The sequence below is a fragment of the Sphingomonas bisphenolicum genome, assembly GCF_024349785.1.
Lineage (GTDB): Bacteria > Pseudomonadota > Alphaproteobacteria > Sphingomonadales > Sphingomonadaceae > Sphingobium > Sphingobium bisphenolicum.
The window spans coordinates 1,784,242-1,806,598 of record NZ_AP018817.1; the positions used below are offsets into that span (position 1 = coordinate 1,784,242).

The 22,357-nt window shown below is 64.6% G+C and carries 23 protein-coding genes; 16 read left to right on the plus strand and 7 right to left on the minus strand.

Translation table 11 applies throughout. The features are described from left to right. Window positions 1-2 precede the first annotated feature (2 nt). The 3 genes from recN (at window position 3) to ligA (ending at window position 4,484) form a co-directional block, all read left to right on the plus strand. Window positions 3-1,667, plus strand: coding sequence for a DNA repair protein RecN (recN, locus tag SBA_RS08915; protein WP_261936592.1), 1,665 nt, complete (start codon window positions 3-5; stop codon window positions 1,665-1,667). Between the two features lie 78 nt (window positions 1,668-1,745). Continuing rightward, window positions 1,746-2,120 (plus strand): putative quinol monooxygenase, encoded by a 375-nt coding sequence (locus SBA_RS08920; protein ID WP_261936593.1) that lies wholly within the window; start codon window positions 1,746-1,748, stop codon window positions 2,118-2,120. Between the two features lie 246 nt (window positions 2,121-2,366). After that, entirely contained in the window at window positions 2,367-4,484 is a 2,118-nt protein-coding gene (gene ligA / locus SBA_RS08925; protein WP_261936594.1) for an NAD-dependent DNA ligase LigA, read from the plus strand. A 58-nt stretch (window positions 4,485-4,542) separates the two neighbouring features. Here ligA and SBA_RS08930 read toward each other — a convergent pair whose 3' ends face one another. After that, on the minus strand, window positions 4,543-4,938 hold the full coding sequence (locus SBA_RS08930; RefSeq protein WP_261936595.1) for a winged helix-turn-helix transcriptional regulator: 396 nt from the start codon (window positions 4,936-4,938) through the stop codon (window positions 4,543-4,545). A gap of 109 nt (window positions 4,939-5,047) precedes the next feature. On the opposite strand from SBA_RS08930, the gene SBA_RS08935 reads away from it, so the two are divergent. Then, window positions 5,048-5,659: an NAD(P)-dependent oxidoreductase gene (locus SBA_RS08935; protein ID WP_261936596.1), complete on the plus strand. Its 612-nt coding sequence runs from the start codon at window positions 5,048-5,050 to the stop codon at window positions 5,657-5,659. A gap of 79 nt (window positions 5,660-5,738) precedes the next feature. Here SBA_RS08935 and yghU read toward each other — a convergent pair whose 3' ends face one another. Both yghU and SBA_RS08945 read right to left on the minus strand, forming a co-directional pair. Next, on the minus strand, window positions 5,739-6,608 hold the full coding sequence (yghU, locus tag SBA_RS08940; protein WP_261936597.1) for a glutathione-dependent disulfide-bond oxidoreductase: 870 nt from the start codon (window positions 6,606-6,608) through the stop codon (window positions 5,739-5,741). Window positions 6,609-6,697: 89 nt separating this feature from the next. Continuing rightward, window positions 6,698-7,132 carry a universal stress protein gene (locus SBA_RS08945; RefSeq protein ID WP_261936598.1) on the minus strand — a complete coding sequence of 145 codons (435 nt, stop codon included), beginning with the start codon at window positions 7,130-7,132 and terminating at the stop codon, window positions 6,698-6,700. Window positions 7,133-7,516: 384 nt separating this feature from the next. On the opposite strand from SBA_RS08945, the gene groES reads away from it, so the two are divergent. The 3 genes from groES to SBA_RS08960 all read left to right on the plus strand — a co-directional run bounded on the left by groES (window position 7,517) and on the right by SBA_RS08960 (window position 10,113). Next, the gene (gene groES / locus SBA_RS08950) at window positions 7,517-7,804 is read left to right on the plus strand and encodes a co-chaperone GroES (protein WP_007704439.1); all 288 of its coding nucleotides are present in this window, start codon (window positions 7,517-7,519) and stop codon (window positions 7,802-7,804) included. Window positions 7,805-7,905: 101 nt separating this feature from the next. Further along, entirely contained in the window at window positions 7,906-9,552 is a 1,647-nt protein-coding gene (groL, locus tag SBA_RS08955; RefSeq protein WP_261936599.1) for a chaperonin GroEL, read from the plus strand. Between the two features lie 168 nt (window positions 9,553-9,720). Then, window positions 9,721-10,113 (plus strand): excalibur calcium-binding domain-containing protein, encoded by a 393-nt coding sequence (locus SBA_RS08960; protein WP_224547466.1) that lies wholly within the window; start codon window positions 9,721-9,723, stop codon window positions 10,111-10,113. A gap of 3 nt (window positions 10,114-10,116) precedes the next feature. On the opposite strand, the gene SBA_RS08965 is transcribed toward SBA_RS08960, so the two are convergent. Further along, a complete protein-coding gene (locus SBA_RS08965; RefSeq protein WP_261936600.1) occupies window positions 10,117-10,809 on the minus strand; it encodes a GNAT family N-acetyltransferase in 693 nt (230 codons plus the stop codon). Window positions 10,810-10,867: 58 nt separating this feature from the next. Between SBA_RS08965 and SBA_RS08970 the strand changes: the two genes are divergently transcribed. After that, window positions 10,868-11,824: a bifunctional helix-turn-helix transcriptional regulator/GNAT family N-acetyltransferase gene (locus tag SBA_RS08970; RefSeq protein ID WP_261936601.1), complete on the plus strand. Its 957-nt coding sequence runs from the start codon at window positions 10,868-10,870 to the stop codon at window positions 11,822-11,824. Window positions 11,825-11,879: 55 nt separating this feature from the next. Further along, window positions 11,880-13,859, plus strand: coding sequence for a putative bifunctional diguanylate cyclase/phosphodiesterase (locus SBA_RS08975; protein WP_390902419.1), 1,980 nt, complete (start codon window positions 11,880-11,882; stop codon window positions 13,857-13,859). Window positions 13,860-13,882: 23 nt separating this feature from the next. Here SBA_RS08975 and SBA_RS08980 read toward each other — a convergent pair whose 3' ends face one another. Further along, window positions 13,883-14,851 (minus strand): crotonase/enoyl-CoA hydratase family protein, encoded by a 969-nt coding sequence (locus SBA_RS08980; protein ID WP_261936603.1) that lies wholly within the window; start codon window positions 14,849-14,851, stop codon window positions 13,883-13,885. A 238-nt stretch (window positions 14,852-15,089) separates the two neighbouring features. Here SBA_RS08980 and SBA_RS08985 point away from each other — a divergent pair, with 238 nt between their 5' ends. After that, window positions 15,090-15,269: a hypothetical protein gene (locus SBA_RS08985; RefSeq protein ID WP_261936604.1), complete on the plus strand. Its 180-nt coding sequence runs from the start codon at window positions 15,090-15,092 to the stop codon at window positions 15,267-15,269. 78 nt (window positions 15,270-15,347) lie between these two features. Further along, entirely contained in the window at window positions 15,348-16,478 is a 1,131-nt protein-coding gene (gene tgt / locus SBA_RS08990) for a tRNA guanosine(34) transglycosylase Tgt (RefSeq protein ID WP_261936605.1), read from the plus strand. Between the two features lie 34 nt (window positions 16,479-16,512). Here tgt and SBA_RS08995 read toward each other — a convergent pair whose 3' ends face one another. Continuing rightward, a complete protein-coding gene (locus tag SBA_RS08995; RefSeq protein ID WP_261936706.1) occupies window positions 16,513-18,015 on the minus strand; it encodes a sensor histidine kinase in 1,503 nt (500 codons plus the stop codon). A gap of 88 nt (window positions 18,016-18,103) precedes the next feature. Beyond that, complete coding sequence (locus SBA_RS09000; protein ID WP_261936606.1) at window positions 18,104-18,358, minus strand: NepR family anti-sigma factor; 255 nt, start codon at window positions 18,356-18,358, stop codon at window positions 18,104-18,106. Window positions 18,359-18,634: 276 nt separating this feature from the next. Between SBA_RS09000 and SBA_RS09005 the strand changes: the two genes are divergently transcribed. The 5 genes from SBA_RS09005 to SBA_RS09025 all read left to right on the plus strand — a co-directional run bounded on the left by SBA_RS09005 (window position 18,635) and on the right by SBA_RS09025 (window position 22,357). Next, a complete protein-coding gene (locus SBA_RS09005) occupies window positions 18,635-19,426 on the plus strand; it encodes a response regulator (protein WP_224547764.1) in 792 nt (263 codons plus the stop codon). An 84-nt stretch (window positions 19,427-19,510) separates the two neighbouring features. Then, window positions 19,511-19,642 (plus strand): hypothetical protein, encoded by a 132-nt coding sequence (locus SBA_RS09010; RefSeq protein WP_261936607.1) that lies wholly within the window; start codon window positions 19,511-19,513, stop codon window positions 19,640-19,642. A gap of 116 nt (window positions 19,643-19,758) precedes the next feature. Then, window positions 19,759-20,403, plus strand: a complete 645-nt coding sequence (locus SBA_RS09015; protein WP_261936608.1) for a sigma-70 family RNA polymerase sigma factor — start codon at window positions 19,759-19,761, stop codon at window positions 20,401-20,403. A 51-nt stretch (window positions 20,404-20,454) separates the two neighbouring features. Continuing rightward, window positions 20,455-20,718 (plus strand): hypothetical protein, encoded by a 264-nt coding sequence (locus SBA_RS09020; protein WP_224547451.1) that lies wholly within the window; start codon window positions 20,455-20,457, stop codon window positions 20,716-20,718. A 250-nt stretch (window positions 20,719-20,968) separates the two neighbouring features. Then, window positions 20,969-22,357, plus strand: coding sequence for a TIGR03013 family XrtA/PEP-CTERM system glycosyltransferase (locus tag SBA_RS09025; RefSeq protein ID WP_261936609.1), 1,389 nt, complete (start codon window positions 20,969-20,971; stop codon window positions 22,355-22,357).

Genomic DNA, 22,357 nt, shown 5'->3' on the forward strand with positions numbered 1-22,357 from the left:
CCATGCTGATCTCGCTCGCCATCCGCAATGTCGTGCTGATCGAGGCGCTGGACCTGGAGTTCGGCGCGGGCCTTTCCGTGCTGACCGGGGAGACGGGGGCGGGCAAGTCGATCCTGCTGGATTCGCTCGGCTTGGCGCTGGGCGCGCGCGCCGACAGCGGTCTGGTGCGCAATGGCGAGGCGCAGGCGAGTGTCGTCGCCACCTTCGAACCGCCGGCCGCCGCTACCCGCGTTGCACTGCTGCTCGCGGACAATGGCATCGAGATTGAACCGGGCGAGCCGCTGCTGATCCGCCGCTTGGTGAAGGCCGATGGCGGCAGTCGCGCCTTCGTCAACGATCAGCCCTGTTCGGCCGCGCTGCTGCGCGACCTGAGCGGATCGCTGGTCGAGATCCACGGCCAGCATGACGATCGCGGCCTGCTTAATCCGCGGGGCCATCGCGCGCTGCTCGACAGCTATGGCCGCTGCGAGGCCGGAGCGGTGGCGTCTGCCCATGCCGGCTGGCGCACCGCGGCCAAGGCGCTGGCGGAGGCGCATGCCGCTGTGGACAATGCCGCGCGCGACCGTGATTACCTGACCCATGCGGTCGAGGAATTGCGCAAGTTCGCGCCCGAACCGGGTGAGGAGGCGACGCTGGCGGAAGAACGCGCGACCATGCAGAAGGGCGCGCGCCTGACCGACGACCTGTCCGCCGTCGGCGATTGCCTGACCGGATCGGATGGCGGGCTGGCCCAATTGCGACAGGCGGCGCGTCGGCTGGATCGGATTGCGTCGGAAGAGCCGCTGCTGGCCGCCGTGCTCGAAGCGCTGGACCGCGCTGTGGTGGAGGCGGGCGAGGCGGAGGATCGACTGGCCGAAGCGGTCGAGGCGCTGAGCTTTGATCCCGCGCGCCTCGACATGATCGAAACCCGTCTGTTCGACCTGCGCGGTCTGGCGCGCAAGCATCAGGTGCAGCCCGACGATCTGGCCGCGCTGCGCGACGAGATGGACGCGAAGCTGGCCGCGATCGAGGGCGGCGAGGCGCATATCGCGGCGCTGGAAAAGGATGTCGCGGGGAAGGCCGCCGCCTATCGCGCCGCAGCGCAGGCGCTGTCGGGTGAACGGCAGATGGCTGCCGGGCGTCTGGATGCTGCGGTCGCTGCCGAACTTGCGCCGCTGAAACTGGATGCCGCCCGCTTCCGCACCGTGGTTGCGCAACTGGACGAGGGTCAGTGGAGTCCGCAGGGGATGGACCGGGTCGAGTTCGAAATCTCGACGAACCCCGGCGCGCCCTTCGCGCCGCTGGCCAAGATCGCATCGGGCGGCGAATTGTCGCGCTTCATCCTGGCGCTGAAGGTCGCGCTGGCCGAGCGGGGCGGTGCGGATACGCTGATCTTCGACGAGATCGACCGGGGCGTGGGTGGGGCCGTGGCCGACGCGATCGGTGAGCGGCTGTCGCGGCTGGCGCAGAGCAACCAGATCCTCGTCGTCACCCACAGCCCGCAGGTCGCGGCGCGGGGCGCGGGCCATCTGCTGATCGCCAAGTCCAGTGACGGCACCGTCACGCGCACCGGCGTTCATGCGCTGGACGATGCGGAACGCCGCGAGGAAATCGCGCGGATGCTGTCGGGCGCGGAAATCACGGCGGAGGCACGCGCGCAGGCGGAACGGTTGCTGGAGCGGGTTTGACCCTTGTGTTCCCGCCTAGGGGCTACGGTTTGTGGAGGCTTGACACCACCCTCGAACCGAATGGAGACGGTAAATAGCATGACCCATAACCGCAGAGACATGTTGGGCCTCGGCGCAGCCGCCATCGCCGCCAGCGCCATCCCCGCCGCCGCGCAGGAGGCCAAGCCCCGATACGGCCTGATCGGCCAGATGCTGAGCCAGCCGGGCAAGCGCGACGAACTGGTCGGCTATCTGCGGGACGCGACCGGCGCGATGCCCGGTTGCCTGTCCTATATCATCGCGCTGGACAGCGAGAATCCGGACGCCATCTGGATCACCGAAGTCTGGGACAGCCGGGAAAACCACGCCGCCTCGCTCAAGCTGCCCGCGGTCCAGGCCGCCATCGCCAAGGCGCGGCCAATCATCGCGGGTTTCGGCCAGCGGTTCGAGACGGTGCCAGTGGCGGGCGTTTGAGCGCGATACACATCCAGCAAGTCCAGTGGCTTATGGCGACCTTTCAACTGGTTGCCCTCTTTTGTTTGATCCGCAGCATCGATGACTTTCGGAAGAAACGATATGTCTGGGCGGGGCTTGGCCTGTTAGCGACCGCTTTCCTTCTTCTCACGCCGATGCAGACGCACACCGTGAAAATCGACCTTGCGCGGTCGAGCGATCAATAGCGGCCTTTCTGGTCGGGGAGCGGTTCGCTAAGACGGCCCCATGACCGACCCCACAACCCTCACCGAAGCCGAAGCCGCCAACCGCCTGATGCGCCTGGCACGCGAAGTGGCGAAGCATAACCGGCTCTATCATGACCAGGATGCGCCGGAGATTAGCGACGCGGACTATGACGCGCTGATCCGTGAGAACAACGCGCTGGAGGCCGCCTTTCCGCAGCTGATCCGCGCCGATTCGCCCAATGCGCAAGTCGGGGCCACGGCGACGTCGGCGCTCAAGAAGGTGCCGCACGCCGTCCGTATGATGAGCCTCGACAATGGCTTTTCAGACGAGGATATCGGCGAGTTCCTGGCCCGCGTCCGTCGCTTCCTGGCGCTGCCGGACGACGCGCCGCTGGCGCTGACCGCGGAGCCGAAGATCGACGGCCTGTCCTGCTCGCTACGTTATGAACAGGGCGAACTCAAGCTGGCCGCGACCCGTGGCGACGGCACGACCGGGGAGGACGTGACCGCCAACGTCCGCACGATCGCCGACATCCCGCAAACGCTGACCGGCCCGAACATACCCGACCTGTTCGAGGTGCGCGGCGAAGTCTATATGGCCAAGGACGATTTCGTGGCCCTCAACCAGCGCCTGCTGGCCGAAGCCGACGACCCCGAAAAGGCGCGGCAATTCGCCAATCCGCGCAATGCCGCCGCCGGATCTTTGCGCCAGAAGGATGCGGCCGTCACCGCCAGCCGCCCGCTGCGTTTCCTCGCCCATGGCTGGGGCGCGCACAGCGCCGTCCCCGCCGACACGCAACTGGGCGTGATGCAGGCGATCGCGGGATGGGGCCTGCCGGTGTCGGACATGCTGGCCTGCGTCGACAGCCTGGACGCGCTGATCGCCCATTATCGCGGGATCGAAGCGGCGCGCGCGGAACTGCCCTTCGATATCGACGGCGTGGTGTACAAGGTCGACCGGCTCGACTGGCAACAGCGGCTGGGCTTCGTGGCGAAGGCGCCGCGTTGGGCCATCGCCCATAAATTCCCCGCCGAACGCGCGCAGACCACGCTCGAAGCGATCGACATCCAGGTCGGGCGCACCGGCAAGCTGACCCCGGTCGGCCGCCTGACCCCCGTCACCGTGGGCGGCGTGGTCGTGTCCAACGTGACGCTCCACAATGCAGATGAGATCGCCCGCCTCGGCGTCCGCCCCGGTGACCGCATCGTGGTGCAGCGCGCGGGCGACGTCATCCCGCAGGTGGTCGAGAATCTGTCGCGTGAAGAGGCGCGCGATCCCTTTCCCTTCCCGAACCATTGCCCCGTCTGCGGGTCCGAAGCCGTGCGGGAGGAGGAAGAGGTCGATTATCGCTGCACCGGCGGCCTCATTTGCCCCGCCCAGCGCTTCGAACGGCTGCGTCATTTCGTCAGCCGTGGAGCGCTGGACATTGAGGGGCTGGGAGAGAAGTCCATCCAGGAGTTTCTCGACCTCGGCTGGATCGCCGAACCGGCGGACATCTTCCGGCTCAAAAAGCATCGGCCCGACCTGCTCGGCCGGGAAGGGTGGAAGGAAAAGTCGGTCGACAATCTGCTCGCCGCGATCGAGGCGAAGCGCCAGCCCGACGCCGCGCGCCTGCTCTTTGGCCTGGGCATCCGCCATGTCGGTGCGGTGACGGCGCGCGACCTGCTCAAGCGTTACACCACGCTGCCGGGCGTCCGGGCGCTGGCGGAAGAGATCATCGCGCTGCGCGATGCGGCCGACCCGACCGAAACCCAGGCCAAGCGAGACAAGGCGATCGCCGAACATATCGGCGTGGAGAATGTCGGCGCGGCGGTGGGCCATGCGATCGCCGATTTCTTCCACGAACCGCATAATGTGGAGGCTTGGGACGATCTGCTGCGCGCAGTATCGCCGCCCGACTATGTCGTGGAAACCACCGCCAGCGCGGTGACCGGCAAGACGGTCGTCTTCACCGGCAAGCTGGAAACCATGAGCCGCGACGAGGCCAAGGCGCAGGCCGAGCGGCTGGGCGCGAAAGCCGCCGGATCGGTCAGCGCGAAGACCGATCTGGTCGTGGCGGGGCCGGGGGCGGGATCGAAGCTCAAGCAGGCGGCCGCGCTGGGAGTCGCGGTGATTAGCGAGGCCGAGTGGGCGGAGATCGTGCAGGCGGCCGGTTAAGCGATTTCCAATCAAACGAACTCGTTTGATGGTTAAGAAATCGCGTCAATCCAAAAAACTAGGCCGCCATCGCATCGGTCAGCGCCCCGTCATGGGCGCGCCGCGACGCCATGATGGCGCCGACATGGTCTTCGGCCCATTGGGTGACCTGATCCAATATGCCGATCAGCCCGCCCGCCAGCGGGGTCAGCCGATATTCCACCGTTACCGGCACGGTGGGGAAGGCGGCGCGGCTGACCAGCCCGTCGCGCTCCAGGCTCTTCAACGTCTGCGAGAGCATCTTTTGTGAGATGGCGCCGATCCGCCGGCGCAGGTCGTTGAAGCGCACCGGCCCATCCTTCAATGTCAGCAGCACCAGCACCGCCCATTTGTCGCCGATCCGGTCGAGAATGTGGCGGGTCGGACAATCGGGATTATAGGCGTCGCCGGTGCGCAGCGGCTGGGGAGGGGACATGCGGGCGGTATCCTTGGCGTAACCAGGTGAAGGCGAGGTGCCTTCTTGCGGGGATGATATCGCAATCGCTATCTGGTTTCCATCGGTAACCACCCATGGAGACGAGAATATGAAGGTAGCGATCATCGGCGGCACGGGCCGAGCGGGCACGGAAATCAGCGCCGAACTGGCGCGACGCGGGCATCGGGTGACGGCGATATCGCGGCATCCTGAAAAGGCCATCGAGGACGCGCAGGTGACGGCGGTGCAGGGCGACGTCAACGATCCTGCGGCTCTGGTCGAGGCTATCCGCGGCCATGACGTGGTCGTAAGCGCGGTGATGTTTTCCGATACCGATCCTGAATCGCTGGTCGGCGTGGTGCGCGATTCCGGCGTGCCGCGTTACCTGGTGGTCGGCGGCGCGGGCAGCCTGGAGGTCGCGCCGGGGGTGCCGCTGATCGCCACGCCGGACTTCCCCGAAGTCGCCAAGGTCGAAGCGGGCAAGGGCGCGGTGTTTCTCGACTATCTGCGCGGGGTCGATGACATCGACTGGACCTTCCTGTCGCCGTCGGCCTATTTCTTCGTGGGCGATCGCAAGAGCGGCTTCCGCGTCGGCAAGGACCAACTGCTGGTCGATGGCGAAGGCAATAGCAGCATATCCTACGCCGACTATGCCATCGCGCTGGTGGATGAAATCGAAACGCCGCAGCATAGCCGCGGGCGATTTACCGTGGGCTATTAAGTAAAACGCCGTTCGTTTCGAGCGAAGTCGAGAAACGCTTCTCGACACGCTCGAAGCGAACGGATTATTGTAGCGGCGCTTAAGCCGCCCCTTCCAGCTTGTCCTGGGTCTTCGTGTCGAAATCGCCCGCATCATGGCGTTCGTGGAGCTGTTCCTCCAGCGGCCCGTTCGCCTTGTTGACCATGCGGCCGCGCTTCACCGCCGGGCGGGCGTCGATCTGCCGCGCCCAGCGCACGACATTCTTGTAGCTGGCCGCGTCCAGAAACTCCGCCGCGTCATAGGCGCGGCCAAGCACCAGCCCGCCATACCAGGGCCAGATGGCGATGTCGGCGATGCTATAGTCGGCGCCGGCGATATAGTCATTGTCCGCCAGTTGCCGGTCGAGCACATCGAGCTGCCGCTTCACCTCCATCGTGTAGCGGTTGATCGCATATTCGAACTTTTCCGGCGCATAGGCGAAGAAATGGCCGAAGCCCCCGCCCAGCAGCGGGCCAGCGCCCATCTGCCAGAACAGCCAGTTGAGCGCCTCGGTGCGCCCGGCCGGATCGGCCGGCAGGAACTTGCCGAATTTCTCGGCCAGATAGAGAAGGATCGACCCGGATTCGAACACCCGCTGCGGCGGCGACACGCTATGGTCGAGCAACGCCGGGATCTTGCTATTGGGGTTGATGGCGGCGAAGTCGCTGCCGAACTGGTCGCCATCACCGATGCGGATCAACCAGGCGTCATATTCCGCTTCGGTGACGCCCGCTTCCAGCAGTTCTTCCAGCAGGATCGTCACTTTCTGCCCATTGGGGGTGGCGAGCGAATAGAGCTGGAGCGGATGCTGGCCGACCGGCAAGACCTTGTCGTGCGTCGCGCCCGCGATCGGGCGATTGATGGACGCGAAGGGGCCGCCATTTTCCTTGTCCCAGGTCCAGACTTTGGGCGGGGTATATGTGTCGGTCATAGGGTGCGGCTCCGATGCTGCCAGAATATGACCGGCAGGTAGGAAGCGCTCCCATGGCCCGCAACCGATGCCCGCTCATCGATCGATGATTATTTCGCATCGGTCCTGACCACCAGCACGCTGACCGGCGACTGGTGGACGATGGCTGATGCGTTGGAGCCGAGCAGGCGGGAGGAGAGGGACGGCTGGTGCGACGCCAGCACGATCAGGTCCGCCTTGCGCCGTTCCGCTTCGATGATGACCTCGTCCCGCACCCGGCCGCGGCGGGTGAATATTTGGGTGCGGGTGGAGTCCAGTCCGGCCTCCGCCGCCCATGCCTGCATGTCGGACAGCGCGTCCGCCTCCTCCCGCTCGTCGAAATCGCTCGCCAGCAATTCGGAATAGCGGGTCGGCAGATAATAGCGGACGTACAGGATGTGGACGGCGCCGTCCGTGCCCGCAACCTCCGCCGCTCCGGCGATGGCGGCGCGGGCCAGGTCCGGCTCGTTGACATCGACAGCAGCGATGATCGTGGCGTAGGGCATCCTCGTCTCCTTTGGCTTATGCTGGCTTCAACCGGCGACGCGCGCGGACGATGCGCCTGTCATCAAAGATTCCCGAAACGACATGAAGAAGGAACAGCCGCAATATCCGCGCAATCCGTCGCGTCGGGGATGACGGTCGATCGGGCGCGGCCTATCTGCGGCAACGCGCCGTTGGCTCGGCCGGGCGTCGGAAAATTTTCGCGCCGCCACCCTTGACCAGCGGAACGACTTTTCCATATGCATGCCGCTAGCACTCTTGTTCAACGAGTGCTAACAACGACAAGTTCATCGGGAGACGGACAAGCGGACAGGGCTTTTGCGGGGGAGATCGTCCTCCGATCCTGTGCGCCGCCCCCTCCCCAAAGCTAGGGAAAGGCAATCAACATGGCATTTCGTCCGTTGCACGACCGTGTTCTCGTCCGCCGCATCGAAGCGGAAGCGAAGACCGCCGGCGGCATCATCATCCCCGACACCGCCAAGGAAAAGCCGCAGGAAGGCGAAATCGTCTCCGTCGGCACCGGCAGCAAGGCCGAAGACGGCAAGGTGACCCCGCTGGACGTAAAGGCCGGCGATCGCGTGCTGTTCGGCAAATGGTCGGGCACCGAAGTCAAGGTCGACGGTGAAGACCTGCTGATCATGAAGGAATCGGACATTCTGGGCGTCGTCGCGTAAAGCGGCGAACCGGACAGTCATTCCATTTTTCGGCGGAAATTCATGCCCTGTAACGGTGTGAACTTCGCAAATTTTGCAATTCTCAAAGAAGGTGAAAGATCATGGCAGCGAAGGACGTAAAGTTTTCGCGTGACGCTCGTGAGCGCATCCTGCGCGGCGTCGACATCCTGGCCGACGCGGTCAAGGTGACCCTGGGGCCGAAGGGCCGCAACGTCGTCATCGACAAGAGCTTCGGTGCGCCCCGCATCACCAAGGACGGCGTCAGCGTCGCCAAGGAAATCGAACTGAAGGACAAGTTCGAGAATATGGGCGCCCAGATGGTCCGCGAAGTCGCTTCGAAGACCAACGACATCGCCGGTGACGGCACCACCACCGCGACCGTCCTGGCCCAGGCCATCGTGCGCGAAGGCATGAAGTCGGTTGCCGCCGGCATGAATCCGATGGACCTGAAGCGCGGCATCGACCTCGCCGTCATCAAGGTCGTCGAGGACATCAAGGCGCGTTCGAAGCCGGTTTCGGGTTCGGCCGAAGTCGCCCAGGTCGGCATCATCTCCGCCAATGGTGACCGTGAAGTCGGCGAAAAGATCGCCGAAGCCATGGAAAAGGTCGGCAAGGAAGGCGTCATCACCGTGGAAGAGGCCAAGGGTCTCGACTTCGAACTGGACGTCGTGGAAGGCATGCAGTTCGACCGCGGCTACCTGTCGCCCTACTTCATCACCAACCCGGAAAAGATGGCTGTCGAGCTGGCTGATCCGTACATCCTGATCCACGAGAAGAAGCTGTCGAACCTGCAGTCGATCCTTCCGATCCTGGAAGCCGTCGTGCAGTCGGGCCGTCCGCTGCTGATCATCGCGGAAGACATTGAAGGCGAAGCGCTGGCGACCCTGGTCGTCAACAAGCTGCGTGGCGGCCTGAAGGTTGCTGCTGTCAAGGCGCCTGGCTTCGGCGATCGTCGCAAGGCGATGCTGGAAGACATCGCCGTCCTGACCAAGGGCGAAGTGATCTCGGAAGACCTGGGCATCAAGCTCGAGTCGGTCACGCTGGGCATGCTCGGCACCGCCAAGCGCGTCACCATCGACAAGGACAACACCGTCATCGTCGATGGCGCTGGCGACCATGACTCGATCAAGGGCCGCACCGAGCAGATCCGTCAGCAGATCGAGCACACCAGCTCGGACTATGACCGTGAAAAGCTGCAGGAACGTCTGGCCAAGCTGGCTGGCGGCGTGGCCGTCATCAAGGTCGGCGGCGCGACGGAAGTCGAAGTCAAGGAGCGCAAGGATCGCGTCGACGACGCTCTCCATGCAACCCGCGCGGCGGTCGAAGAAGGCATCGTCCCCGGTGGCGGTACGGCCCTGCTGTACGCGACCAAGGCTCTCAATGGCCTGACCGGCGTCAATGATGACCAGACCCGCGGCATCGACATCGTTCGCAAGTCGCTGACCGCTCTGGTTCGCCAGATCGCCCAGAATGCGGGCCATGATGGCGCTGTCGTGTCGGGCAAGCTGCTCGACCAGGACGACACCTCGTTCGGCTTCAACGCGTCGACCGACGTGTATGAAAACCTGGTTGCTGCCGGCGTGATCGACCCGACCAAGGTCGTCCGCACCGCGCTGCAGAACGCTGCCTCGGTGGCTGGCCTGCTCATCACGACGGAAGCCGCCGTGTCCGAGCTGCCCGCCGACGACAAGGCCCCGATGGGCATGCCCGGCGGCGGCATGGGCGGCATGGGCGGCATGGACTTCTAAAGCGATCGTCGCGGGCGGGGCTTGCCTCGCCTGCGGTTTAATCGCGGGAATGAAGTTTCCGGCCTTCCTGACGCAAAGAAGGGGCTGGTGGAGCGATCCACCGGCCCTTTTCTTTTGGGGCGCCGAAACCGGCCATTTACAGATTCCTGCTAATCGCAAGCCATGAATATGGTGCAATATGCAGGCGGCGTGATGGCCCTGTGCCTAGCCGGGGGCACGATCGGCTATCTGACGCGGCCGGCCGATGCGCCGAGGGCCGAGCAAAGCGAGGCGACCGCGACCATGGTCACGACGACCGTCCCGGTCCAGCGCGAGCAGCCGATGAGCGCGGCGGAACTGGATGCCCAGCAGCCATCCGGCGGTGCCGTCGCTAAACCTGCGCCAACAGTCCAGCGCTTCGAGGGGCGGAAGGTGGCGTCATCCGCCCCGACATGGTCCTATCGGGGCTGCAACGAAGCACGGGCCGCGGGCGCGGCTCCGCTCTATCGCGGACAACCGGGCTATGGCGCGCATATGGACGGCGACAATGACGGCATCGCTTGCGAGCCGATCCGCCACTAGCCTTTATCGCGTCACCGCCATCATCGGCAGTTCCGCCCGCACTCCGAACCCCAGTGTGCGGTAGAGCGCGATCGTGCGGTCGTGGGCGGCATAGGCGTGGAGGAAGGGGGTTTCGCCCCGGTCCAGTATCGCCTGCGCGACGATCCGCATCAGCGCGCTGGCCAGCCCGCGGCCGCACCAGTCGGGATGGGTGCAGACCCCGCTGACTTCGGTGAAGCCCGGCAGCGCCATCCGCTCGCCCGCCATCGCGATCAACTGGCCATGCTCCCGCACGCCGATGAAGCGGCCCAGCCGGTGGGTGCGGGGCGCGAACGGCCCCGGCCGGGTGAGCAGCGCAAGGGCGCGCATCTCTTCCGCGTCGCTTTCGTCCAGCGTCGCCCATGCAGGCGTAGCGGAGGCGGCGGGCGTGATCGACGGCGCGACCATCTGCGCCAGCATCGCTGTGCGCATGACAGTGACGCCGGGCAGCGGAATCATCGCATCCGGACCGACGAGCCAGAGTTGGCCGGTCTCAGGCACCAGCGCCGCGAGCGCCGCCCGACTGGCCGCGCTGTCATCCGCCGCCGCGCCGAACGGCCCGTAAAGCGGATCGATCCGGCGCGCATGGGCGTCGCCCTGCGCCAACGCGGACCAGCCGCCCGACAAGCTGTGCCAGACGGGGCGATCAAGCGGATGAGACAGGGAGCCAGACACCAATAGAGACTTCCGATTATTAGTTGACGACGGCAACTATCATGGCTTAGCCTGACCTGCAATGACCGATGAACATCCGCCCGCCGATACGTCCTTGCCCGCGCCGGAAACCGTGGCGGCGGTGCGCGCCTTCAACCGCTTCCACACCCGGTTCGCGGGCGTGTTGCAGCCCAGCTACATGGACAGCGGCATGGGCGTCACGGCGGCGCGGCTGCTTTATGAGATTGCGCAGGCGGAAGCCGGCGTACTGGCCAGCAGCCTGCGTGAGCATATGGGGCTGGATGCGGGCCATGCCAGTCGCATTATTGCCGGCTTCGAAAAGCGCGGATGGATAGCGCGCGGCCGCGGCAGCGATGCGCGGCAGCGGCCGATCGCCCTGACCCCGGAGGGGCGCGCCGCCTTTGCGGCGATCGACGCGCGCACCCGCGCCGACACCGCCGCGCGGGTCGCCGGGTTGGACCAGGGGCAGCAGGATGATCTGGTCGCGGCATTGGGCCAGGTCCGCGCGCTGCTGGGCGATCCGATACACAGCGAAAGGGATTGGTCGATCCGTCCCTTTCGCATCGGCGACCTGGCGCTGGTCGCGTCGCGCCAGGCCCGGTTATACGAAACGGAATATGGCTGGGGCCGGGCGATGGAGGTGATGCAGGGGGAGATCACCACCGCCTTCCTGCGCGATTTCAAGCCGGGTCGGGAGCAGGCCTGGATCGCCGAGCGCGACGGCGCGATGCTGGGCGCGGTACTGCTGGCCGACGCGGGCGACGATGTCGGGCAGTTGCGGTTGCTGCATGTCGAGCGGGCCGCACGCGGGCTGGGGATCGGTCGGGCGCTGGTCGATCAGTGTATCGGCTTCGCCCGCAATGCCGGCTATCGAGCAATGATGTTGTGGACACAGAATGTCCTTACCCATGCCCGCCACCTGTATGAATCGGTCGGCTTCACTCTCTCCGCGCAGGAAACGCACAGTCTTTTCGGTAACGAAATGATGGGCGAACGCTGGATATTGTCGCTGCATTAACCGAAAAATAAAGGAAGAAATGCGATCAGGGGGCCGGGAACCGGAGACCCGCCATTTGCGCGTGCTGAAAACATTTCTGGAAAGGCGCGCGGCGCGGGGACCGGGGCAGGATGCCGACGTGCGGCGGAGCCTGGTCGAATCACTTTATGCATCGCCCACGTCACTCACCATCGGGGCGGTCACAGGCGTTGCCGTCGGCATCGTCATCAGCAGCATGTCGGCGCCGGGGCCGATCCAGTTTGTCGTCGCGGTTCTGTGCCTGGTGGCCACGCTGCGCGTCGTATCCGCCATCTTCTTCCATCGCCAACTGGTGCGCGGCACGGCGGTCGCCTCGCGCAACTGGGAACTGGCCTATGAGCTGGGCGCCTGGGGCTATGCCGGGCTGCTGGGCCTGATGGGCTTCGTCACCCTGATCGGATCGCCCGACCCGGTCACGCATATGCTGAGCGTGTCAATGGCGACCGGCTATGCCGGCGGCATTTCCGGCCGCAATGCGGGGCGGGTCCAGATCGCGATCGGTCAGGTCTGCCTGACGCTGCTGCCGACCGCGACCGGGCTTTGGCTGGAAGGATCGACCGGCTATCGCGTGCTGTCGGTGGCGATGGTGATGATGGTGCTCGGGCTCGCTGAAATCAGCTCCACCATCCACCGCATCGTCGTCCAGGCGCTGGTCGGCAAGCGGGACAAGTCTTTGCTGGCCGACAAGTTCGAGCGACTGGCGCGGTTCGACAGTCTGACGGGTCTGGAAAATCGCATGGCGATGCAGATGCGTCTGCGCGAGATATTCGACACCAATCAGAAGCGGAACGACGCCGTCACCATCCTATGGATGGACATCGACCGGTTCAAGGAAATCAACGACTCGCTGGGGCATATGGTCGGCGACCAGTTGCTGCGCTGCGTTGCGGAGCGGCTGAACGATGTGATTCAGGATCGCGGCCGCATCGCCCGGTTCGGCGGCGACGAGTTCGTCATCATCTGTTCGGACATGGACCGGGTGACCGCAGCGGCGCTGGCACAGGAAATCATCGCCTATTTTGCCCATGGTTTCGACCTCAGCGACAATCATCTCTCCGTCACCGCGTCCATCGGCTATGCCGTCGCGCCACAGGACGGGCGCGACATGGACGAACTGATGCAGCATGCCGATCTGGCGCTGTATGAAGCCAAGCGGGAAGGGCGCAACCGCGCCGCCAGTTTCAACTGGTCGCTGAAGGAGCGGTTCAACCGCGTCCACGAGATCGAGACGGGCCTGCGCCGCGCGCTGGACGGCGGCGAATTGAAGCTGCTGTTCCAGCCGATCGTCAATCTGGATGGCGGGCATATCGACGCCTGCGAAGCGCTGCTGCGCTGGGATCATCCGGTGCTTGGGCCGATCCCGCCGTCCGAATTCATCCCGATCGCCGAGGGTATGGGGATGATCGAGGCGATGACAGGATGGGTGCTGCGCGAAGCCTGCGCCGCTGCCGTGTCATGGCCCGGTGACGTCCGCATAGCCATCAACATCTCGCCGGCCTCGCTCAAATCGTCCGAGCTGCCGGCCAATGTCATCGCCGCGCTGCTGGAGTCCGGCCTGCCGGCGCGGCGGCTGGAACTGGAAGTCACCGAATCGATCTTCCTCGACAATAGCGGGCAGACCAATGCGATCCTGCGCGAATTGCAACGGATCGGGCTGCGGCTGGCGCTCGACGATTTCGGCACTGGCTATAGTTCGCTTTCCTATCTGCGCTCCTACCGGTTCGACACGCTGAAGATCGATCAGAGCTTCATGGCGGGGGTCAGCGCCAATGTAGAGGATCGCGCGATCGTGCGCGCGATCGGCAATCTGGCGCGTGACCTCAACATGGATACGGTGGCGGAAGGAATCGAGACGACCGACCAGTTGGCCCATGCGCGCGAGGCGGGCTTCACCAATGTCCAGGGCTATCTGTTCAGCCGCCCGGTGCCGCGTGAGCGGATCGCCGAACTGATCGCCGCCGGCCCGCTGGACGGCAGCGAACGGCCCGATCCCATGCCGCGCCGCCGCCGCGCCTGAACGGGGCGGCGTGCGTCATCCAATCAGCGCAGGCGCGTTTGTGCTGCGGCCAGCCGGCGCATCATCCGCAAATCCCGATCCGACAGCGCCAGCGCGGTGTCGGTCCAGGTTTCGACGATATCGACCAATTCCTCCAGCGTCATCGGGTTGACCCGGCGGCCGGCCCGGTTGATGCCGACATAGCCGGCATGATGGGCGCTATGGTCCTTGATCCACTGGGCCGTCGCCGCTTCGCCTTCGCCGGTATCGACCACCTGCGTCACGATGCCCATCTCGCACATTTCGTCGGCGGTATAGATATGGCCCTCGGTCAGCATCTGCCGCGCCAGCACCGGGCCAACCCGGCGTGAGAGAATCGAATAGGCGCCCATGCCCGGAAACAGGCCGAACAACACTTCGGGCAGGCCGAAGCGCGCCTGCCGTTCGGCGATGATGACGTCGAAGCACATCAGCGCTTCCAGCCCGCCGCCCAGCGCATCGCCCTGGGCTAGGCCGATATTGATGACGTTCATGTCGTTGCAATGCCAGATGCGGTCGACGATCTCGCAACAGGCGACGCCATATTTCAGCAATGTGTCGCGATCGCGCCGCTGGATGCATTCGGCGAACATTTCCAGGTCGCCGCCCAGGTTGAAGACGCCGGGAAAGCGCGATCCGAGCACCATGAATTTGAGCGGGCCGTCCCGGCCGCTGCCGTCCGCGCCGCCAAATACCCGGCGGCTTTCGCGCTGCCAGGCCATGGTGTCGCGAATCAGGCCCATATTGCTGTTGGGGCGTTCGAGTGGCGTCATGAACGCCCAGAGCGTCGCGAGATCCGTATCCCAGCGCACGTCGATCTGCCCCAGATCGAACAGCGTGGACTGGCGGAATGCGGCGTCGAGCGGACTTTCCGTAGAGGCGAGCGGCGGATGGTCGCCGCTGTCTGAAACATAGTCCTCAGAGGCGTGTTCAGCCTCGTCTCTGGTTGGATTAAACCGTCCTGAATCAATCATCTGCGACCCCGTTTTTCTATATTGAATGAAAAGATCAGGCTGGACCGCAACATGCATTCAACCGCCTTATGATTGACAGGGCATTAACCATTTTTATCCGCAACTGTTGCAAGGAGGTCGCCCCAAATCCCCCCGAACTGGATCGGATGTGGCGCAATTGCCACAGAAGGCCCTCTTGAACATATGTAAGATTTCACGGTCAGGGCTTTGTTAACCTTTATTAATTACCCCGGCAGCCATGAACCAGCCGCCCCCCCAGACCCCATGCGTTACCCTGGCACTGCATGATCGGGACGGTACGCCATGGCCTTTGCGCCTGTCGGCGGACTGCCTGCGTTTCATCGGCCCCTATCGCCGTGTAGAAGGCTTCAACATCGACGCGATGGCGCTGTTCGACGGGGTTCGCAAGGCGGGCTGAGCCGGCTCGACCGTCGATCCCGGCGCCAATCCCAGTGCCAATCTTGTGCGCGCGCCTGTTCGCTCGTAGAGCGCGGCCATGACCAAGCCTCGTTTTTCCTTCTCCGTCAGCGCCACCGACGGCAAGGCGCGCACCGGCGCGATCCAGATGCGCCGCGGCGAGATTCGCACGCCCGCCTTCATGCCCGTGGGCACCGCCGCGACCGTCAAGGCGATGCGTCCGGCCGAAGTGCGCGCGACCGGCGCCGACATCATCCTGGGCAACACCTACCATCTCATGCTGCGTCCCGGCGCAGAGCGCATGGCGCGGCTGGGCGGACTGCACGGCTTCATGGGCTGGGACCGGCCGATCCTGACCGACAGCGGCGGCTATCAGGTGATGAGCCTGTCTGCGCTCACCAAGATGAGCGAGGAGGGTGTCGCCTTTTCCAGCCATATCGACGGGTCGAAGCACATGCTGACGCCGGAGCGATCGATGGAGATCCAGCGATTGCTGGACAGCGACATCGTCATGGCCTTCGACGAATGCACCAAGAACGGCTGCACCCATGACGAGGCGGGGCGTTCGATGGAACGCTCGATGCGCTGGGCGAAGCGTTCGCGCGAGGGTTTCGACGCGGGCGGCGACCATGCGGAGCGGGCGGCGCTGTTCGGCATCCAGCAGGGATCGCTTGACGAAGGCTTGCGCCGGATTTCAGCCGAAAAGCTGATCGAGATCGGTTTCGACGGCTATGCCGTGGGCGGGCTGGCGGTGGGCGAGGGGCAGGAGGCGATGTTCGCCACGCTCGACTTCGCCCCCGCCATGCTGCCGCTGGACAAGCCGCGCTACCTGATGGGCGTGGGCAAGCCTGACGATATCGTCGGCGCGGTGGAGCGCGGCATCGACATGTTCGATTGCGTGCTGCCGACCCGATCGGGCCGCAATGGCCAGGCCTTCACCTGGGCCGGGCCGCTCAACATCCGCAACGCCAAGTTCAACGAGGATACAGGCCCGCTCGATCCGCGTTGCGGCTGCCCGGTCTGCGCGACCTGGAGTCGCGCCTATCTCCACCATCTGGTGAAGGCGGGCGAGATGCTGGGCGCGATGCTGATGACCCAGCATAACATCCATTTCTACCAGGAACTGATGCAGGGGCTGCGCGATGCTATTGCCGCCGGCACGCTGGCCGGTTTCGCCACCGATTTCCGCCGCGACTATCAGCGGGTCTGAGGTCAGTCAGGATATAGGGGGCAGGATATAGGGGTCAGGGGATGACGGTGATGGTGATGGCGTAGCTGCCCGCGTCGCCGTCATAATCCAGCGGCGCGCGCAACTGGCGCGACAGGCCGGTCAGGACGCGGCCATAGCGTTCGTTCAGATGGCCGGTCATCGCATCGGACGCCTTCAGGCCCGGCGATCCCACCATCAGCCGGGCGCGATCGTCGCGGTCCGGCTCTACCTGCACCGCGATCTGCATCGTGGCCTGGGGCGCGAGCATCATCGCCAGTTCGACCAGTTCGGTCAGCAGGAAAGCGATCGGCACCGCCACATCCTGGCTGATGTGGAGATTGTCGCTGTCGATCTGGATCGCGAAGCGGCGCGCGGCGGCAGGGGCGGTGCCGCGCAGGCTGGCCGACAATTCGCTGATGAGCGGGCGGACGCCAACGCCGCGATTTTCCTCCAGCTCTGCAAAATGATTGCGGTGGACGACCGACAGCGCGTCGACCCGGCGCTGGATCGAGGCATAGGCCTCGACCGCTTCGGGATCATGGGCGGAGCGGGCGTGCAGGTTGATGAGGCTGGCGATGATCTGGAGGTTGTTCTTGACCCGGTGATGCACCTCGCGGGTCAGCTTGCGCTGGGTTTCCAGGCTTTCCGAAATCTCCGCTTCATGGGTGGCCACGTCCATGCTGATTTCATGGAAGGTCTCGCCCAGTGCGACGATCTCCAGCGCAGGGGTGCGCAAGCGCTGTAACGGTTGCAGCACTTCGCCGGGCTGATAATCGGCCACGACCCGCCGCAACAGCACCAGCGGCCGGATGAGGAGGCGGTTGACCACGAACCAGCCGATCGCGGCCGCGGCGAACCACATGACCAGCGGCAGGAACAGCGACAGCATCCGCGCCAGGGTCGCGGGCGGTTCGCGCACGGTCATGGTCAGCAATATGTCGGGCGGGTCGAGACGGGCGGACAGGCTGTTGCTATGGCCGCTGATGCTCGCGCCGGGACGGCTGACGATCAGTTGCCTGTCGCCCTGACGCAGGCTGAGCTGGCGATTTTGCAGTGCGGTGGCGGGGTCGGCGATGCTTTCGAGATGCCCACGCGAATAATAGGACAATGCGACCAGCCGCCCGTTGCCGCTGCGCACCCGGCTGAGCAGATGGGCCGGCAGCAACTGCGCCATCGGCCGGGCGAAACGATCCGCGGGCGCGACGCCCGCCGGTTCGGGTTCGGGCGAACTGCACAGGCGATTGCCCGCGCGGTCGTAAATGTAGAAATGCCCCCCTTCGGCGTCGTGCGACGTCAGGAAGAAGGCGAGCCGCCGGCACATGCCCTTGTCGGCGGCGTTGTTGGCCAGCGCATTGACGACCAGTTCGAGCGCCGTGCGGTCCGACTGCAGGTCCGCTGTCAGCTTGCGCGCGCTTTGCGTGACCGCCACGCGCAGCAGCGCTTCCTTTTCAAGGTCGGCGGTTCGGATCGCCTGGAGCGACGCGACGAGCGCGATCAGCCCCAGCGGCAACAAAGCCAGGGTCAGGATGAGGAACATCTTGACCCCGGTCGAGCGGAAAAAATGCAGCAATGGCTCGACCATGGAGCGGGCTGCCGGAGGAAGGCTGCCCCCGATCATCTGTGTATCAGTCCAGTTTGCTCAACAGGTCCAGCATTTCGGACGGGATATCCTCATCGACGGCGCGCTGATACACGGTGCGCAAAACCTGCGACACGTGTGCGTCCTCCTTGCCGGTGGCGGCGGGACGCTTGCGCTGGGCGGCGGAGCCCTTCACCTGAGCTTTCCGGGTTGCGACGTCGGCATTCTTGTCGTCATCGGCCACGCCCCGCTCCGTCGTTGAAGAAACCAAAATCAGCCCCTCTAAAGCAATTCCCGCCATGCCGGCGCGCCCGTTTCGCGGGTTTGCGTCATGACGTCAATTCGCACAACTGTGCAATCCATAGGAAATTCACGATATCGTCGAAAAAACCATATGGGTGCGAAACAAATCCGGTTGTTGATGGTTCCGCCCCTCGAAGCATTTTTTACGCTGCGCAACTTTGCGCAGCTGTGGGGCGGCGGGGGGTTGTCATCATGACATGGACATTCCATCCTTCGCAGACGGTCCCATGCTTCGGGACAATGTGGCCCTGACGGGCAGGGAGAAGACTTGACGATGTCGCTTGGACAGCAACTGCACCCCCACCTTCCGTTCCTGCGGCGCTATGCGCGGGCGCTGACCGGCAGCCAGAATCATGGCGACGCCTATGTCCGCGCAGCGTTGGAAGCGATCGTCGCCGCGCCGGAAGAATTTCCCAGCGACGTGGACCCGCGGCTTGGCCTCTACAAGACGTTTCAGGCGATCTGGTCGTCGGCGCATCTCGAAGACCTGCCGGTTTCGGCCGGTGGCGGTCGCGAAGCGGTTGCGCAGGCGCGCCTTGCGCGGCTGACGCCATTGCCGCGCCAGGCGCTGCTGCTGACCGCGCTGGAAGGCTTTACGGTCGATGACGTATCCTATCTGATCGACATGGACAGCAGCGACGTGGAGGCGCTGGTCGAAGAAGCGCTGGGCGAGATCGAGGCGCAAACCCGCGCCAAGGTGCTGATCATCGAGGATGAGCCGATCATCGCGATGGATATCGAGACCATCGTGCGCGACCTGGGCCATGACGTCACCGCCATCGCCGTCACGGCCGAAGATGCGGTGCGCGAAGCGTTGGCCGACCGGCCCGGCCTGGTGCTGGCCGACATCCAACTGGCCGACGACAGCAGCGGCATCGACGCGGTGAAGGACATTCTGGCCGAATTTTCGGTGCCGGTGATCTTCATCACCGCTTTCCCGGAACGGCTGTTGACCGGCGAGCGGCCCGAACCCACCTTCCTCATCACCAAGCCGTTCCAGCGTTCGACGGTCAAGGCGGCGATATCGCAGGCCCTGTTCTTCGACGAAGCCACCGCCCCGGCCTGAGCGTCGTCGGCATAAGAGCCAGAAAGTCACGGAACCCCGATCGGAGCGCTGCGTTAATGATGCGTAACGATCGGGAGATTCGTCATGGTCGAGCAGGAACAGCACATCGCCACCGATGATGCGCGCGCAGGGGCCACGCCCCATGTGGTGCGGTACGTGCTCGGCATATCGCTGGCTCTGGCCGTCATCGCCATGTTGCTGGTGATCTGGCGCTAGGGCGAGATGCGGGAAGTTGGTCGTTGCAGTGATCGGTTTTGGGTACGGATGTTCATATGGCTTTGACGACGTCGGTTCATGCGGCGAGTGCAGATTCTGGCACGGGGGTTGTTCCCATGGATGAGGACGTTGGCGAAATCGGCGGGATCGAGGAGCGCGCTGCGCTGTCCGACACGGATTTCAAGCGCGAACTTGCTGCCGTCATTCCGCATCTTCGCGCCTTTGGCCGGTCGCTTTCGGGCAATCGCGATCTTGCCGATGACTTGGTGCAGGAAACCCTGCTGAAGGCTTGGGCGGCGCGCAATCGCTTCCAGGCCGGCACCAACATGCGCGCCTGGACATTTATCATCCTGCGCAACCATTATCTCTCGCAGATGCGCCGCTCGCGCTTCCGTGGCGACTGGGACGACCTGACCGCGGATCGCATTCTGGCGGCACCGGCCGGGCAGGACAAGCATGTCGAACTGTCCGACATGCAGCGTGCCCTGCTGCAACTGCCCCAGCCCCAGCGCGAGGCGCTGATCCTGGTGGGGGCGGGCGGCTTCGCCTATGAGGAGGCCGCCGAAATTTGCGGCGTGGCGGTCGGCACGATCAAGAGTCGGGTGGCGCGCGGCCGCGCGGCGCTGGAACAGATATTGGAAAGCGGCGACCTGCCGTCGCGCCGTACCCAGGAAACGACCGAAACCGCGGTGCTGGACGAGATCATGGAAGATGTCGATCGCCTCAGCCGGGGCCGTCCCACCCATGACGAGCATAAATAACAGGAACGTTTGCGTCACTATGTCCGTTGTTGGGATATAAGGAGACGCATCATGGGCGATATGCCCCCTGGGCGGGACGAGGACCGGCCGCATCATGTCTCGGTGGTCGAACGGTCGCGCGGCAGCGGCGTCGTGTTTGCGCTGGTCGCGCTGGCGCTGATCCTCGCAATCGGCTTTTTCTACATGACGAACGAGCGGCGTGGAGACCGACAGGCCGATAAGGTGACGGAGGCCGCCGGTTCGGTGGACGACGCTGCGCGGGTCGTTGGCGACGCCGCCAAGAATGCAGCCGACACTTTGCGAAACGGTAATTGAGCGTCGCCACGTGGCCGGACCGCCAGCGCGAAATGAGCTGTGGATCGATGCGTCGCGTATAATCGCTATGCCTGACAAGAGCTTGCCTCTGCGCCACGCGCGCTGATAGGCGAGGTCCGCGCGCGATTCAGCATTTATTTGCCATTTTCGGGCAGGGTGCGCGCACTGTCGGATTATCTTACAGCCATTGTAAGAAAATTCGATCCCGAAAAGGTGCGCCATCACGGCGTCCAGCAGGATATGCGCGACGATGATCAGGCTGTTCAAACATTATGTGCCGCATGCGGTGCTGTTGCTGGGCCTGCTCGATTTCGCGATGCTATTGTGCGCGGCCGAAGGGGGCTGGATATTGCGGGCACGCCAGATCGGCATGGATGTCGATCATGTCATGACGCGGATCGGGCCGTTGCTCAGCTTCGCGTTCGCGATCCAGACCGGCATGATCGCCGTGGGCGTTTATGGCGTCGAAGCGCTGCAATCCATCCGTTTCGCCTTTGCGCGCCTGCTGGTGGCGGTATCGCTGGGCGTCATCTTCCTGTCGGTCCTCTACTTTCTGATGCCCGGCATGACGTTGTGGCGGTCCAATTCGCTCTACGCCATGGGGCTGGCCATGGGCCTGCTGGTGATGGTGCGGCTGCTGCTCGGCTCCATGCTGGGCGGCGAGGCGTTCAAGCGGCGGCTGGTCGTGCTGGGCGCGGGCAATCGCGCCAACCGGATCAAGGAACTGGAGCAGAAGCGCGGCGCCGGCTTTCTGGTCGTGGGCTTCATCGCCATGAACGACGGGCCGCAGGTGATCCCCGAAGCGATCAACCGCGACGCCGTGTTCAACCTTTCCGATTTCGTCGTGCGGCTGAACGCCAGCGAAGTGGTGCTGGCGCTGGAGGAACGGCGCAACGCCATCCCCATGTCCGACCTGTTGCGCATCAAGACAACCGGCGTCCATGTCAACGATCTGTCGAGTTTCCTGGAGCGCGAGACGGGCCGCGTCGACCTGGCCAGCGTCAACCCGAGCTGGCTGATTTTTTCCGACGGCTTCTCCGCCGGCCGCCGCCTGTCCAGCATCGCCAAACGACTGTTCGACGTCATCGCCAGCCTGATCCTGCTGACGCTGACCGGCCCGATCATCCTGCTCGCCGCGATCCTGGTGAAGATGGACAGCAAGGGACCGGCTTTCTACCGCCAGCAGCGCGTGGGCCTGTTCGGTCAGGAGTTCTGGATCGTGAAACTGCGCACCATGCGGCTGGATGCGGAGGTCAACGGCCAGGCGGTTTGGGCGGAAAAGGACGATCCGCGCATCACGCGGCTCGGCTATTGGCTGCGCAAGCTGCGGATCGACGAACTGCCGCAGACCTGGACGGTGCTGAAGGGCGAGATGAGCTTCGTCGGCCCGCGTCCCGAACGGCGCCAGTTCGTCGAGGATCTGGAGCAGCATCTGCGCTATTATGCCGAACGGCATATGGTGAAGCCCGGCATCACCGGCTGGGCGCAGATCAACTATCCCTATGGCGCATCGATCGAGGACAGCCGGCACAAGCTGGAATATGATCTCTATTACGCCAAGAACTACACGCCCTTCCTGGACCTGCTGATCCTGATCCAGACCTTGCGGGTCGTGCTCTGGCCCGACGGCGCGCGCTGA